The following is a 15,695-nucleotide window of genomic DNA, read 5'->3' on the forward strand; positions in this document are numbered from 1 at the left end:
CGTCGATGAGAATTCTCGTCACGGGCGCGGCGGGTTTCATCGGTTCGCACTATGTCCGCCGCAGGCTGGCCGCGGGCACCGAGGTCACGGTCCTCGACGCGCTGACCTACGCGGGCAACCGCGCGAATCTGCCCGACGACCATGCACGACTGACGTTCGTACACGGCGATATCTGCGATCGTCCCACAGTCGAGACCCTGGTCTCCGACTGCGATGCCATCGTCCATTTCGCGGCGGAATCCCACGTCGACCGATCGGTCGGCTCAGGGACGGCCTTCGTGCGCACGAATGTGCTCGGCACCCAGGTCCTGCTCGAAGCCGCCGTCGCCGGGCGGGTGCGCAAGGTCGTGCACGTGTCCACCGATGAGGTGTACGGAACGATCGACCACGGCTCGTGGACCGAAAGCTCTCCGCTGCTGCCGAATTCGCCGTACGCGGCCTCCAAGGCCGGTTCGGACCTGATCGCCCGCGCCTATTCGCGCACCCACGGACTGGATGTCTCGATCACCCGCTGTTCGAACAATTACGGTCCGTATCAGCACCCGGAGAAGCTGATCCCCCGATTCGTCACCAACCTGCTCGAAGGCATCCCCGTTCCCCTCTACGGTGACGGCGGCAACACCCGCGAATGGTTGCATGTCGACGATCATTGCCGCGCCATCGATCTGGTACTGGAGGGCGGACAAGCCGGAGCGATCTACAACATCGGCGGACAGGCGATGTCGAACCTCCGGCTCACCGAACGAATCCTCGAGCTCTGTGGGTGCGGGCCGTCGATGATCCGTTACGTCGCCGACCGCCTCGGTCACGATCGCCGTTATTCGGTGGACGACAACAGAATCCGTGAAGATCTCGGATGGGCGCCCACCATCGCCTTCGACGACGGCCTGGCCGAGACCGTCGCCTGGTACCGGTCGAATCACCAGTGGTGGGCACCGCTACGCGAATCCCCCGCGCCGGCGCAGACCACCCCTCCCCTTCCGATCCACTGACCCGACAGGAGCCACCCTATGACCACCTACGTGTGGGACTACCTCACCGAATACGCCAAAGAGAAGGACGACATACTCGCCGCGGTGCAGACCGTATTCGAATCGGGACGGCTGGTGCTCGGCGAGAGCGTCAGCGGATTCGAACGCGAGTTCGCCGCGTATCACGATGTGGCGCACTGCACCGGAGTCGACAACGGGACCAATGCCATCAAGCTCGGACTGGAGGCGATCGGCATCGAACCCGGCGACGAGGTCATCACCGTCTCCAATACCGCCGCGCCGACCATCGTGGCCATCGTGGGCACCGGAGCGGTCCCGGTGTTCGTCGATGTGCGCGAGGACGATTTCCTCATGGACCCCGACGCGGTCGAGGCCGCCATCACACCACGGACCAAAGTCATTCTGCCGGTGCACCTCTACGGTCAATGCGTCGATATGGCACCACTGCGCGCGCTCGCGGACAAGCACGGCCTGCTGCTGTTCGAGGATTGCGCCCAGTCGCACGGCGCCAGCCATCACGGCGAACTCGCAGGCACGATGTCCGCGGCGGCGGCGTTCTCCTTCTACCCGACCAAGGTGCTCGGCGCTTACGGCGACGGCGGAGCCGTCATCACCGCCGACGAACGAATCGACCACAATCTGAAGCAATTGCGCTACTACGGAATGGAGAAGGTCTACTACGTGGTGCGCAGCCCCGGTCACAATTCCCGTCTCGACGAAGTGCAGGCCGAGATTCTGCGGCGCAAGCTGACCCGCCTTGACGAGTACATCGCCGGGCGCAATGCGGTCGCCCGGCGCTATGTCGAGCAACTCTCCGATCTCGAGCGGCCCGGCGGGTTCCGGCTGCCGCGCACCGCCGCGGGCAACACCCATGTGTACTACGTCTACGTGGTGCGCCATCCGCGACGAGACGCGATCCTAGAGGCGCTGCGCGCATTCGACATCGATCTCAATATCAGCTACCCGTGGCCGGTGCACACCATGAGCGGGTTCGCCCACCTCGGCTACCGAGAGGGCGATCTACCGGTAACCGAGAAACTGGCCGGGGAGATCTTCTCACTGCCCATGTACCCGTCCCTGCCGGAGAGCGAGCAGGACCGGGTCATCGACGCCCTGCGCTCGGTCCTGAGCCGGCTGTGAGCCGAGCGCCTCGCCGCGACGACGCCCCGGCGCCGGAGATCGACTCGACCACGATCCCGGCGTCGAGGTATTCCGGGGGGCCGACCACCGCGACACCCTGAGGACTGTTCGTGACCCCGCTCCGGGCGGGTCGATCCGCACACAGGCTTCCTATCGGCTCCGACTCCGCGCCGGACAGCCGAACAGGTACTGTGGCGCGACCTCAGTCGATGATTCCGCGGATCAGAACAGCGAGTCTGGCCTCACTGCGGTCACGCTCGGGATCGTGACCATCGGCCCAGGCCAGCGCGTTGGCGAGGACGAAAACATCCGCGCCGTCGACCTCGGCGCGCACCCTGCCCCGCGCCCGCGCCACGAGTCCGTCGGTGAGTGCTTCCAGGCTGCGGCAGATATGGGACAACGGCCCTTCGCTGTCCGGTCCCGCGGCCAGCACGGTATCGGGCAGACCGGCATAGACGCCCGCGTAGTCCGAGAGCAACCGGATCCATTGCACCAGCGCATCGACCGGATCGTCGGCCTCGTCCAAGCGGTCGGCGTCGGCGCGCAGTTCCGCGACATGGTCGGCGACCGTGGCGGCCACCAGATCGGAACGAGTCGGGAAGTGACGGTACAGCGTGCCGGGACTGACACCTGCCGCGCGGGCGATGTCGTCGAGCGGAGCCTCGACTCCCTTGCCGGAGAAGGCGGCACGCGCGGCGGCGACCACGGCCGCGCGATTGCGCGCGGCGTCGGCGCGCAGGGATTTCCCGGTGGATGTGGCCACAGCGTCTTCCTTCCCTTGACCTATCCGGATACAGTCTCCATATAATAAGAGGAGAGAGTCTCCGTTTACAGCACGAAGTGCACCTACGAACTGCACGAAGTGCACATCCAGACAAAGGAGTATCCCATGAACGGATCCGCGCCGACCACCGGCGCCGGGCATCCGGCCCGGTGGGCTGCGCTCGCTGTGCTGGTGCTGCCGGTACTGCTTACCTCGATGGACTTCTCGGTACTGTATCTCGCGATCCCGGCGATCAGCGCAGATCTGGCTCCCACCAGCAGCCAGATGCTGTGGATTCTCGACATCTACGGATTCGTCCTCGCGGGCCTGCTGATCACGATGGGCACCCTCGGCGACCGATTCGGACGCAGGTTGATCCTGCTGATCGGCGCGACGATCTTCGGCGCCGCGTCGGTGCTCGCCGCTTTCTCCACCAGCCCGGAAATGCTCATCGCCGCACGGGCCCTCATGGGCCTGGGCGGAGCGACGCTGATGCCGTCGACGCTGTCGTTGATCCGGAATATGTTCGACGATCCCCACGAACGCGCCAAGGCGGTCGGTGTGTGGACCGCGGCCTTCGCCGGTGGTGGCGCCCTCGGCCCGATAATCGGCGGCGCACTGCTGAACTACTTCCCCTGGGGCACGGTATTCCTGATCAATGTGCCGGTCTTGATCGTGCTGCTGATCGCGGCCCCCGTTCTGGTCCCAGAGCACCGCGACCGCTCCGGCGCGCGATTGGATCTCCCCGGCGCGGCGCTGTCCATGGTGGCGGTTCTGCCGCTGGTGTACGCGGTCAAACACGCCGCCGAGATCACCGGTTGGGATGCTCGGGCATCCCTGGCGACCGCCATCGGCGTCGTCGGCGCGATACTGTTCATCCTGCGCCTGCGCACCGCGACCCATCCGCTCATCGACACCTCGCTGCTGCGTAACCGCCGTATCCTCGGGGCGCTGACCGCGATCACACTCGGCATCATGGCGATGCTCGGGCCCAATATGTACCTGGCCCAGTACCTGCAACTCGTCATCGGCCAGGCTCCGCTCACCGCGGCGCTGTGGATGGTCCCCATGACCATCGCCGCCATGTCGGGAGCGATGCTCGCACCGCAACTGCGCGCCAAGACCAGCACAGCGGTCGCGATCGCCATCGGATTCACCACCGCCGCGATCGGACTCGCTGTCATCGCACTCACCCCGCCCTCGGACGGTGCCGTGATCATGGTGGCCGGCGGTGTGATATTGGCCGCGGGCGTGACCACCGTCATGACCTTGGCCACCGACATCGTCATCGCCGCCGCGACACCGGAACAGGCCGGCGCGACATCCGCCGTACAGGAGACCGGATCCGAATTCGGTGGCGCGCTCGGCATCGCGTTCATGGGCTCGCTCGGCGCCGCGGTGTACCGATCCGAACTCGACAACGTGGGCGATATACCGGCTGCCGCCCGCGAATCCCTCGCCGGCGCGCGCGAAGCGGCCGCGTCCCTGCCCGAACAATTACGCGACGACCTGCTCGCACATGCCAACCAGGCCTTCACCTCAGGACTTACTGTCGCCGCGATCGGCGCCGCGGTCACTATGGCGATACTCGCCGTGGCCATCCCGTGGCTCATCCGTGGTGCCGAGGAGACCGCTTCCACCGGCGCGAGCGAAGCAGACAATGATCCGGAAAAGCGTAGTGCGGCAAATGCATCCAGCCCCGTGGAAGAGGAAACACCCGCATGAGTACTCAGCAGCCGCTCGGCTATCTGATCAAGTCACTCGACAACGCCCTGCACCGCTATGTCGATGGCGTGCTGCGCGAGAACCACGGCGTCAGCCGCGGTCACTGGCAAGCACTGCGCACCGCGCAGAATGATCCGGATCTGACCCGCGAAAAGTTCACCGAGGAGGCCGGCGCCTTCTACACCCCCGATGATATCGAGAAGCTGCTCCTATCACTGACCGACAACGGCTGGCTGCTCCTCGTTCCGGTAGCTACCGGCGCCACCGGCATGCGGATCACCGCTGCCGGCCGCGAACTACTCGAACAGATGAGTCGCACGCAGGCACGCACCGCCGAGATCGTATCCGACGGGGTACCTCCCGAGGACTACGAAACGGTCCTGCGCACACTCGCCACGATGCTGGACAATCTCGAAGCGGCCACGCCGCGATCCGGCGAGAAGGCCACCGCCCCCTGATCTCACGTCGCTCGCGGATGGGGCGGTGCGACAGTGTTCTTCACCGCCGCGCACCTAACGTGAAGCAATGCCTGCTCCTGCGCTCAGATCTCGATCCCTGAACGCAGGAGCAGGCGTGTGTTCGGGCACTACACCTCGCCGATCCGGAAACCGATGCCGCGCACGGTCACGATCCAGTCGGCGCCGCCGAGCTTGTTGCGCAGGCTGCTCACATGGGTGTCGAGAGTCCGACGCGACCAGCAGTCGCCCCATACCCGGTGCATGATCTGTTTACGCGGCATCACCCGCCCCGGTGACGAAGCGAGCAGATAGAGCAGGTCGAATTCCTTCGGGGTGACAGAAACGGGATGATCGCGGAGATGAACCGCACGCGTGGCGGAGTCGATACGCAGGGGCCCATGCACGATCACGCGATGCAACGCCTCCCTGGTCGGTAGGGTGCGACGCATCACCGCCTCCATTCGCACCAAGAGCTCACGGAACCGGTAGGGCTTGACGACATAGTCGTCGAGGCCGGCTTGGAAACCCAGAACCATATCGAGCTCACTCTCCCTCGTAGTCACCGCGATCAGCGGCACATCACTGGAGGATCGGATCGCGCGACAGACTTCGATACCGTCGAGATCCGGTAATTCCAGGTCGAGCAAGACGATCGAGGCCCCGTCATGCGTACGCAACGCCTCGATCGCAGTCTTGACGGCGGTCACCGAATACCCGTGCCGCTGCAACCCCCGACTCAGGACATCGATATGCTCGTCGTCACTCTCCACGAGCAGCACATCAAAGGTCTGCGAGATCTCGGTCGAGGTAATGGTTTCCCGCAAATGGCCATTGGCATCAACCCTGTCGAGCATCGGGTCTATCCCCCTAGCTTGTTTCGCCGCGTTCACGCGGCATGGGGAGGGCGCGCGCGCAACGACGGACGTGGCCCATGACTGACTTTCCGACGGACTCCGAGCCGAGAGGTCGGAAAGATTTCGGACAGCGAAATTTTGGTTTCCTCGGGCTGCTGCACTCTGTTCGAGTCACCCGAACTCTACCGTGTTCGATATCCGGCAGTCAATTGCTCAAACCATTCGAATAATGTTGTGTCACAACTCCATACAGCCGATTACACCTTTCCGCACATGCCGATGTGGTAGGGCATTCGATGCAGTCGGCACACTCGCTCTCCAGGATGCCGTCGAGCTATTCCGATCAGACGTCACGAAGCCGGCACCCGCACACCCCACGGAACAACGATCATCCGAATCTTCAGTTGCAAAAGATGATTCGGCAGCCGGACACCGCAAGCCGTGATCGCCACGAAATACTTCCTACGCGCACCGGAATAGCAGATTTCGTGCCGCCACACGAAGCGCATCTGCCGGTAATTCTGCGTACTCTTGCTCGGCCACAACATAACTGAAGTATTTTTCGAGAAACAGTCGAGTGCAGTCGCTATTGTGTGGTATATGAACACATTCTCGAGCTGATTTCATCAGCCTCGGCGAGGTCGGCGGAATCAATACAGCTCGAGTTGTCGTATAGTTGCCCATCCAGTCATGAGCATGTCGGCTTCCTGACATTTTCGACAGAGCTCCCCGGTGCGCGATGGCACCGAGGAGCCGGAGTACCGATATCCGCGCGACGGCAGATCAGCTGCCCTTCTTGGGCTGGTTACGGTTGACCAGCTCCGAGAGATCGAAGCCCTCCAGCCCAGGAGGCAACTGGTTGAGGCCATCGGGCATGCTGGAGAGATCGGGCATCCCGGCCGGCATCCCTGGCGGCATACCGCCCATCCCGGGGAAGCCGCCACGCACCTTCGGTGGCGTCGGCCCGCGGCCACCTTTCTTGCCTTTCTTCCCCTTCTTCGTATTACGTCGGCGGGAACCGGGCAACCCCATCTGCCTGCCCATCATCGCCATCATCTTCTTGGCTTCGAAGAAGCGGTCGACCAACTGGTTGACCTCGGAAACCTGTACACCCGAGCCATTGGCGATGCGCAAGCGGCGAGAGGCATTGATGATCTTGGGGTTATCCCGTTCGGCCGGAGTCATACCACGGATGATCGCCTGCACCCGGTCGAGTTGTTTGTCGTCGACCTGGGCGATGGCGTCTTTCATCTGCCCCGCGCCGGGCAGCATGCCGAGCAGATTGCCGATCGGGCCCATCTTCCGGATGGCCAGCATCTGATCGAGGAAGTCCTCGAGGGTCAGTTCGCCGCTGCCGATCTTGCGCGCGGCCTCCTCGGCCTGCTCGGCATCGTAAACCTGCTCGGCTTGTTCGATCAGAGTGAGCACATCACCCATACCGAGAATGCGGCTTGCCATCCGGTCCGGATGGAAGACGTCGAAGTCTTCCAGCTTCTCGCCGGTGGAGGCGAACAGGATCGGCACGCCGGTGACCTCGCGGACACTCAGTGCCGCACCACCCCTGGCATCGCCGTCGAGTTTGGTGAGCACAACACCGGTGAAGCCGACACCGTCACGGAACGCCTCGGCCGTGGCGACCGCGTCCTGACCGATCATCGCGTCCAGCACGAACAAGGTCTCATCCGGCTGCACGGCATCACGAATGCCCGCCGCCTGCCGCATGAGCTCTTCATCGATACCGAGACGGCCAGCGGTATCGACGATGACGATGTCGTACTGCTTCTGACGTGCTTCCTCGACACCGCCGCTCGCCACGCGCACCGGATCGGCGGCCGAGATACCGAGCGGGTTCTCCCCACCGCCGATAGAGGTGCCCGCGTGCGGCGCGTAGACGGGCACGCCCGCGCGTTCACCGACCACCTGCAACTGGGTGACAGCGCCGGGTCGCTGCAGGTCACAGGCCACAAGCAGCGGCTGATGCCCCTGCCCCTTCAGGTACTTCGCCAGTTTGCCCGCGAGTGTCGTCTTGCCCGCACCCTGCAGACCGGCGAGCATGATCACCGTCGGCGGATTCTTGGCCAGATGCACGCGTCTGGTCTCGCCGCCGAGAATGCCGATGAGCTCCTCGTTGACGATCTTCACGACCTGCTGGGCCGGATTCAGCGCCGCGGAGACCTCCGCCCCCTTGGCACGCTCCTTGATCCGGCCGATGAAACCTCGCACCACAGGCAATGCGACGTCGGCCTCCAGCAGAGCGAGGCGGATCTCGCGGCAGGTGGCATCGATGTCAGCCGGTGACAGACGCCCCTTACCGCGCAGGTCCTTGAGGGCACCGGTAAGCCGGTCGGACAGGGATTCGAACACCGATCGCGCTCCTGATCTCGGGGGACGTCACAATTGCCTCCCAGAGTAATGGGATCGCCTACCCGATCGCGCAGGCGGTGCGCCCTTTCCGGCGGAACACCCTACTCGTCGAGCACACCACGGCGTGGTCTTGCGGTTTTGCGGTAGTCGTGGTTCTCCTCCGCCACCAGGAAAGCCGCCTCGTTGGCGGTCAACCCCAATTCGAGCGCCAGATGATCGAGGAAGGCCCATTCCACCGTACTCGGGATGGGCGTAGCGGCGACCGCGGAAGCGATCGTCATCGCGGTCACCGCCTGTCGCCCGGTCACAGTGCGCCCAGGTAGCCATGAGACCACCCAGCGGTCACCTCCGACGCAGCGCGCCATATGGGTGGTCTCGTCACTCGTCATAGTCGACGCCGAAACGACTTCAATTGCCACCGACCCGCTCCCCTCGCGTTCGCGATAGCCAGACGCTCTAGATCGTAAAGGGTGATCCGTCGTACAGAGCTCAGTCAGAGCGAATATCCTGCAACATATTGATCACCGCGGTATCGGCCACCGCGCACCATGTCATGCGGTAACCACGATCCAGGCGCTATTCAGCATTCTCCGGCGGCTTCGGCGCCGGCCTCGGAACCACTGCGAGAACGGCTTTCTCGATCGTTTCCCGACGCACCGGACCGTCCTCGGCACCAAGCTCGAGGCAGAAGCTGTCGACCACCGCTGAGCCCATGGTCACCACCTTGGCCCAGCAGACATCGGCGCCACAATCGGCCAGTGCGGCGGCGAGCCTGCTCAACAAACCGATCCGGTCCTCGGCGCGTAGTTCCAGGATCACTTGACCTGGCACCGAGGTATCCGACCAGATCACCCGCGGCTGAGCTTGCGCGTACCGGCTCGAACCGCTGCCGCTCGCCGCGTACTCCCTGGTGGCCAGCGCTGCGGACACGTCCAGATCCCCCGCTATGGCGCGGATCAGTTCCTGCCGTAACAAGCCGGGATCCGGTGGATCACCGAATATGGGCGCGACCACGAAAGTGTCCACAGCGGAAGCGCCCTCGACACCGAGCGTGGCCGACAACACCCGCAACGAGTGCAATGCGAGCACACCGGCGGCGTCGGAAAGCAGTCCAGGATTGTCCGGCGCGATAACGGTCACCGCATAGGTGTGTTTGCTCTCCCCCGGCCCCAGCGTGACATACACCCCGCCCGCCCTGGCCCGCTCCAGCAATTCCGGTGCGATCGGCTCCGGCACGGGCAGCTGACCGCCCGCCATGACCACCCGACAGCGCCGGACCAGCTCACGGATCAGCGAAGCCTTCCAGTCCCCCCACACCCCTGGACCGGTGGCCAGCGAATCCGCCTCGGCCAAGGTGTGCAGGAGTTCCAGCAACTGCGGATCACCGTCGAGCGCCTCGACCACATATCGCACCGTCGCCGGATCGGATAGATCACGCCGGGTCGCGATCTCCGGCAGCAGGAGATGGTGACGGACGACCGCACTGAGCGTCCGCACATCCGATGGCCACAGCCCGAGGCGCCGACCGATATGGGTGGCGAGTTCGGCGCCGACGATGCTGTGGTCGCCTGCGCGCCCCTTGCCGATATCGTGCAGCAGCGCACCGAGAGCGAGCAGATCCGGTCGGGCCACCCTGGTGCTGATCGCGCCGGCGTAGGCGACCGTCTCCATGAGGTGACGGTCGACGGTCCAGGTATGTACGACATCACGTGGTGGCAGGTCACGCACGGCGCCCCATTCCGGAAGCAACCTGCCCCACAGACCGGTACGGTCCAATGCCTCGACCGCGTCGATGGTGCCGCGACCGGCGCCCAACAGAATCAACAGATCATTGAGGGCGTCCCTCGGCCACGGCTCGCGCAGCTCCGGCGCGTCTTCGGAAAGCCGGTTCAGCGTGGTGGCCGACATCGGCAGCCCGGTCTGCGCCGAGGCCGCAGCCACCCGCAGCACGAGCCCGGGATCGCGCTGTGGACGCGCGTCCCTGGCCAGCACGACTTCGCCCGCGTGCTCGACCACCCCCTCATCGAGTGGTCGGCGCACCGGCATCCGGCGAAGCCGGGCCAATCCACGGCGCGGGAGCGCATTGGCCGCGGTACGCAGCCCGACATCCACGGAATAACTCACTGTCCGCGCCGAATCGCTCAGCGTACGAGCCAGATCGAACCGGTCACCGAGGCGCAAGGCCGCCCCGATCTCATCGGCGTCCTGCGCCCGCAACTGGTCGCGGGCACGGCCTGCCACCCGATGCAGTTCGGTGCGCACGTCCAGCAGTCGCCGGTGTGCCTGGCGCAGTCCGCCCCCTGGCGCATCCGGCCCCAATCCCGGCATTGCGTCGGTCAGCTGGGCGATGGCCAGCGCGTCGAGTAACTGGATGTCACGCAGTCCGCCGCGCCCGTTCTTCAGATCGGGCTCGGCACGATGCGCGATCTCGCCGCTGCGCTCCCAGCGGACCTTCGCCAAGGCCACGAGCTCATCGAAGCGGTCGCGGATTCCGGTACGCCAATCTCGGCGTACCCCGCTGATGAGCAGATTGCTCAACTCCTGGTCGCCGACGATATGCCTGGCCTCCAGCATGCCGAGCGCGGCGATGAGATCCTCGGAAGCCACCCGGACCGCTTGCGGCACCGTCCGTACGCTGTGGTCGAGTTTGATATGCGCGTCCCAGAGCGGATACCAGAGCTGGTCGGCGACCTCGGCCACCCTGGCCGGATCGACATCGGCGTGCACCAACACCAGATCCAGATCGGAGTAGGGCAACATCTCACCGCGGGCGAGCCCACCGACGGCCACCACAGCCAGTCCGCTGTCGGCGGTGATGCCGAGTTCGGCGCCTTTACTGGTGAGCCAGAATTCGTACAGGTCGACCAGAGCGCGGCGCAATGATTCGGCATCAAGGCGTGGACTGCGCGGTGAACCACCGTCGAGCAGCTGGGTTCGGGCACGGACCAGATCCGCTGCCCCTGCTGGGGCCTTGTCCGCTACTGCCTTGTCTGCTGCCGCTGCGGCCCCCCTCTGGTTACTGTCTCGCTCGTTCTGCCTACTCACAGCCACCACCCATTTCACACGCGCGGCCCCGCCCCGACCGGCACGCCGGTGGGAGCGGGGCCACCGCTCGACTCGGTATTCGTTATAGCGCGTCGGTACCGCGTTCGCCGGTCCGCACCCGGATGATCGAATCCACCGGGGTGACCCAGACCTTGCCGTCACCGATCTTCCCGGTGCGGGAAGCCTCGACGATCACCTCGACGACCTTGTCGACGGAGGCGTCGTCCACCACGACCTCGACGCGGACCTTGGGCACGAAGTCGACCGAGTACTCGGCACCGCGGTACACCTCGGTGTGCCCCTTCTGCCTGCCGTACCCCTGCACCTCGCTGACGGTCATGCCCAGCACGCCCGCCTGCTCCAGCCCGGCCTTGACATCTTCGAGCGTGAACGGTTTGACGATTGCGGTGATCAATTTCATGTTCGTCATGCCTCCTTGACGGCGGAACGTGCCGTGCTACCCACAGCGGCGAAGTCGTAGGCGGTTTCCGCGTGCTCGGACTCATCCAAGCCCACCGACTCGGCTTCTTCGCTCGCGCGCAGCCCAATGGTGAACTTCACGATATAGGCAATGATCAACGTTGCGATGAAGGAGAAGGCAAGCACCACAGCGGCGCCCACCGTCTGACGCCACAACAGATCGAATCCGCCACCGTAGAACAGACCGGTGACACCGGCACCCATCTCGGGAGCCGCGACGAAACCGACCATCACCGTGCCGACGATACCGCCGACCAGGTGCACACCGACCACATCGAGCGAGTCGTCGAAACCGAACTTGAACTTGAGGCCGACCGCCAGGGCACACAGCGCGCCGGAGACCGCGCCGATGGCGAGCGCGCCGAGCACGTTCACCGAGGAGCAGGACGGAGTGATGGCGACCAGACCTGCCACGATGCCCGAAGCGGCGCCGAGCGAGGTGGCCTTACCGTCGCGGAGTTTCTCCACCAGCAGCCATGCCAGCATCGCGGTGCTGGTCGCGACGGAGGTGATGACGAAGGTGGAACCGGCCAGACCGTTGGAACCGAGAGCGGAACCGGCGTTGAACCCGAACCAGCCGAACCAGAGCAGACCGGCGCCGAGCATGACGAACGGCAGGTTGTGCGGCCGGAACGGAGTGCCGGGCCAGCCCTTGCGCCTACCGATCACCAACACCAGTGCCAGCGCGGCGGCACCGGCGTTGATGTGCACCGCCGTACCACCGGCGAAGTCGACCGCTTCGAGCTTGTTGGCGATCCAACCGCCTTCGTGGACGAGGTTGCCGTCGTCGTCGGTGGCGTCGAAGTCGAACACCCAGTGCGCCACCGGGAAGTAGACCACCGTGGCCCAGATACCTGCGAACAACAGCCACGCGCTGAACTTCAGGCGATCGGCCACCGCGCCCGAGATGAGGGCTACCGTGATGATGGCGAACATCATCTGGAAAGCGACGAAGACCGACGCCGGAATCGTGCCCGCGAGCGGAACCTCCTCCGCACCACTGAGCAGACCCTTGAGGCCGAAGAACTGCGTGGGGTCACCGATCAGGCCGAAGGTGTTGTCGCCGAACGCGATCGAGTAGCCGTACAGCGCCCACAGCACACCGACAAGACCCATGGCGCTTATGCTCATCATGAGCATGTTGAGCACGTTCTTCGCCCGGACCATGCCGCCGTAGAAGAAAGCCAGACCCGGGGTCATCAACAAAACGAATGCTGCGCTCACCAGCATCCATGCGGTATCACCGGTGTCCGGTACACCGATAGACGGATATTCCACCTTATGTCCTCCTCATCTCGGGCCCAGTCGGTTCCGGCGAATGGACCTGCAGAGAAGGGTGCTCAGTCGGTGTTTCATCTGGAGAGCTATGGTGTTTCACCTGAGTGAACGGATGGCGTAGCTGTGTTGCTTCCACGTTTCATATAGTGCGCTGGAAGTTTCCCGGCGCAGTGAGCCGATGGCCGCTCAACGCTGTGAGCAGCGTTTCAACCCCCTCCGGCATTCGTGGCTGTTCGTCGCCGCGGAACGCGGCACCAGCAAACCTTCAGGGTGTGATCGCGCCCACTCCGCGGAAGCAAAGGCTCGGGATGCGTGACCCGAGATGCATGACTCACGAGGCGTGTCCGACGACACCGGCCGCGGGCCACACCCCCGCGACCACACATCCCGGGGACGGAAGCTCAACCCAGCAGCGCGTCCACGAACGCGGTGGGCTCGAAGGGAGCGAGGTCGTCGGCGCCCTCCCCGAGGCCGACCAGCTTCACCGGCACCCCGAGCTCGTGCTGGACCTGGAAGACGATCCCACCCTTGGCCGTCCCGTCCAGCTTGGTGAGCACGACACCGGTGATATCGACCACCTCGGCGAATACCCGCGCCTGGGTCAACCCGTTCTGCCCGACGGTGGCATCGAGCACCAGCAACACCTCGTCGACGGCGGCCTTCTTCTCCACGACGCGTTTGACCTTGCCCAGCTCGTCCATCAAGCCGGTCTTGGTGTGCAGCCTGCCCGCGGTGTCGATGAGCACCGTATCGACACCACGATCGATACCCGCGGCCACCGCGTCGAACGCCACCGCGGCCGGATCGGCGCCTTCACGGCCACGGACGGTATCGGCACCGACCCGCTCTCCCCAGGTCTGCAACTGATCGGCGGCCGCGGCCCGGAAGGTATCGGCGGCGCCGAGCAGCACCCGCCGACCGTCGGCGACGAGCACCCTGGCGAGCTTGCCGGTGGTGGTGGTCTTCCCGGTACCGTTCACGCCGACCACAAGCAGGATCGACGGGTGATCGGGGTGGGGCAGCGCACGGAGCGAACGGTCGAGTTCCGGTCGCAACTGCTCGACGAGTACTTCGCGCAGCACGGACCGTGCCTGATCGGTGGTACGCACACTGCGCGCGGCCATCTCGGCACGCAAACGAGAGACCACTGCCTCGGTGCTCGCGGTGCCGAGATCGGCGAGCACGAGTGTGTCTTCGACCTCTTCCCACGAATCTTCATCGAGATCGCCACCACCGAGCAGCCCGAGCAGGCTCTTGCCTACCGCGTTCTGCGAGCGGGACAACCGTCCGCGCAAACGCACCAGGCGGCCCGCGGTTGGCTCGATCTCTTCCAGCGCGACCGCGGTTTCCGCGCTCGCCGGGGTCTCCGGAGCGACGAATTCGGTGGCGGTATCGGTGTCGGCCACAGCGGTGTCGGCCGCGCTGGTGTCGGGCGCAACCGCGTCGGGAACAACCACATCCGGCACACCAGTGTCGGCCGTGCCTACGTCGGGCGAGGCGGTGTCCGCCGGAGCCTGTTCCACCGGCGATTCCGCTCGATCGGCCGGTACCGGCGGGATCGGATCGGCTGTCGGGGGCTGTGCCGCGGATTCGGGCTCGGCGGGGGCTGTCGTCGGCTTCGTATCGCCTGCGACGGTCGGCGGCGCGACAGTGCCCGTCTCCGGTAGCGGAACATCGGTGATACCCCGCCTCGGCGCGTCGCGTGGGATCGCGGCGTCGTCACCGATATGCGGTTGTCCTTCGGTGTCGGTGCGCTCGACGGGCTTCGGTTCGGTCGCGGCACCACCTCCGCTGAAGCTGAATCCGCTGGACGCGGTATAGCCACCGGACCGGTCGGTCACCTCTTTATCGCGCGTGGGCGGGGCCAGCGACACGCGGCCACGCTTGTACCGGATGAAACCGGCGACAAGCACCACCGCCAGCAGCAATACGGCGACCGCGGCGATCAGAATCCACACTTCAGAACTCACGCGGACCATCCTTGCAGATCGACCGGCACGAACCGGGCACGAGCCACGCCGCATGCGATCGGGTCGCCCCGGCGCGCACGGTGGTGCCGTGGATACCGCGCTCCGAGAGCCCCGGCACAACCCTCGACACAGCCTACGAGATTTCTTGTCCTGCGGAACTTGTCGCAAAGTGACAATAGGATCGGCGGCGTGACTGATCGAAACGTGCTTGGGGGGCCGCTAGAAGAGTGCGGCACCGATCCTCTCACCGGCTTCTACCGGGACGGCTGTTGCAGTACCGGGCCGGAGGATCTGGGCAGCCATACCGTATGCACTGTCGTCACGGCCGAGTTCTTGGAGCATCAAGCGTCTATCGGTAACGATCTGAGCACGCCGCGCCCCGAGAACAACTTCCCCGGCCTGCAACCGGGTGATCGGTGGTGCGTGGTGGCCGTGCGCTGGTTACACGCGCATGAGGACGGTGTCGCCGCACCGGTGGTGCTCGCGGCCACACATGAGAACGCCTTGGAAGTGATCTCGATGGATATCCTGCGCAAGTATGCCGTCGACGTACCGGACGATGTCAGTGACTTACTCTGATTTGTCCTGAGCGGGCTTGTCCAGCGCACCCGTGGCCACTGTCCGGC

At 65.0% G+C, this 15,695-nt stretch carries 13 protein-coding genes; 5 read left to right on the plus strand and 8 right to left on the minus strand.

All coding sequences use genetic code 11. From position 1 onward, the window contains the following. Positions 1 to 5 precede the first annotated feature (5 nt). A complete protein-coding gene (rfbB, locus tag ACL02S_RS13025) occupies positions 6 to 992 on the plus strand; it encodes a dTDP-glucose 4,6-dehydratase (RefSeq protein WP_412802633.1) in 987 nt (328 codons plus the stop codon). Positions 993 to 1,010: 18 nt separating this feature from the next. Beyond that, the gene (locus ACL02S_RS13030) at positions 1,011 to 2,132 is read left to right on the plus strand and encodes a DegT/DnrJ/EryC1/StrS family aminotransferase (RefSeq protein ID WP_412802634.1); all 1,122 of its coding nucleotides are present in this window, start codon (positions 1,011 to 1,013) and stop codon (positions 2,130 to 2,132) included. Between the two features lie 202 nt (positions 2,133 to 2,334). Here ACL02S_RS13030 and ACL02S_RS13035 read toward each other — a convergent pair whose 3' ends face one another. Further along, entirely contained in the window at positions 2,335 to 2,895 is a 561-nt protein-coding gene (locus ACL02S_RS13035) for a TetR/AcrR family transcriptional regulator (protein WP_412802635.1), read from the minus strand. Between the two features lie 126 nt (positions 2,896 to 3,021). Here ACL02S_RS13035 and ACL02S_RS13040 point away from each other — a divergent pair, with 126 nt between their 5' ends. Continuing rightward, entirely contained in the window at positions 3,022 to 4,620 is a 1,599-nt protein-coding gene (locus ACL02S_RS13040) for an MFS transporter (RefSeq protein ID WP_412802636.1), read from the plus strand. Further along, positions 4,617 to 5,078, plus strand: a complete 462-nt coding sequence (locus tag ACL02S_RS13045; RefSeq protein ID WP_412802637.1) for a winged helix DNA-binding protein — start codon at positions 4,617 to 4,619, stop codon at positions 5,076 to 5,078. Before ACL02S_RS13040 ends, ACL02S_RS13045 begins: the two co-directional genes overlap by 4 nt. 128 nt (positions 5,079 to 5,206) lie before the next feature. Here the strand turns inward: ACL02S_RS13045 and ACL02S_RS13050 are convergent, their stop codons facing one another. The 7 genes from ACL02S_RS13050 to ftsY form a co-directional block, all read right to left on the minus strand. Continuing rightward, entirely contained in the window at positions 5,207 to 5,932 is a 726-nt protein-coding gene (locus tag ACL02S_RS13050) for a response regulator transcription factor (protein ID WP_412802638.1), read from the minus strand. Positions 5,933 to 6,715: 783 nt separating this feature from the next. Next, positions 6,716 to 8,296, minus strand: coding sequence for a signal recognition particle protein (gene ffh, locus ACL02S_RS13055; RefSeq protein ID WP_412802639.1), 1,581 nt, complete (start codon positions 8,294 to 8,296; stop codon positions 6,716 to 6,718). A gap of 101 nt (positions 8,297 to 8,397) precedes the next feature. Further along, on the minus strand, positions 8,398 to 8,715 hold the full coding sequence (locus ACL02S_RS13060; protein ID WP_412802640.1) for a hypothetical protein: 318 nt from the start codon (positions 8,713 to 8,715) through the stop codon (positions 8,398 to 8,400). A 157-nt stretch (positions 8,716 to 8,872) separates the two neighbouring features. Further along, the gene (locus tag ACL02S_RS13065; RefSeq protein WP_412802793.1) at positions 8,873 to 11,245 is read right to left on the minus strand and encodes a [protein-PII] uridylyltransferase; all 2,373 of its coding nucleotides are present in this window, start codon (positions 11,243 to 11,245) and stop codon (positions 8,873 to 8,875) included. Positions 11,246 to 11,423: 178 nt separating this feature from the next. Continuing rightward, entirely contained in the window at positions 11,424 to 11,762 is a 339-nt protein-coding gene (locus tag ACL02S_RS13070; RefSeq protein WP_412802794.1) for a P-II family nitrogen regulator, read from the minus strand. Between the two features lie 5 nt (positions 11,763 to 11,767). Next, positions 11,768 to 13,051 carry an ammonium transporter gene (locus ACL02S_RS13075; protein WP_412802795.1) on the minus strand — a complete coding sequence of 428 codons (1,284 nt, stop codon included), beginning with the start codon at positions 13,049 to 13,051 and terminating at the stop codon, positions 11,768 to 11,770. A gap of 449 nt (positions 13,052 to 13,500) precedes the next feature. Beyond that, complete coding sequence (gene ftsY / locus ACL02S_RS13080) at positions 13,501 to 15,078, minus strand: signal recognition particle-docking protein FtsY (RefSeq protein WP_412802641.1); 1,578 nt, start codon at positions 15,076 to 15,078, stop codon at positions 13,501 to 13,503. A gap of 180 nt (positions 15,079 to 15,258) precedes the next feature. On the opposite strand from ftsY, the gene ACL02S_RS13085 reads away from it, so the two are divergent. Beyond that, a complete protein-coding gene (locus ACL02S_RS13085; protein ID WP_019048221.1) occupies positions 15,259 to 15,648 on the plus strand; it encodes a DUF2237 family protein in 390 nt (129 codons plus the stop codon). Positions 15,649 to 15,695: the final 47 nt, after the last annotated feature.

The organism is Nocardia spongicola (genome assembly GCF_047200775.1).
GTDB lineage: Bacteria > Actinomycetota > Actinomycetes > Mycobacteriales > Mycobacteriaceae > Nocardia.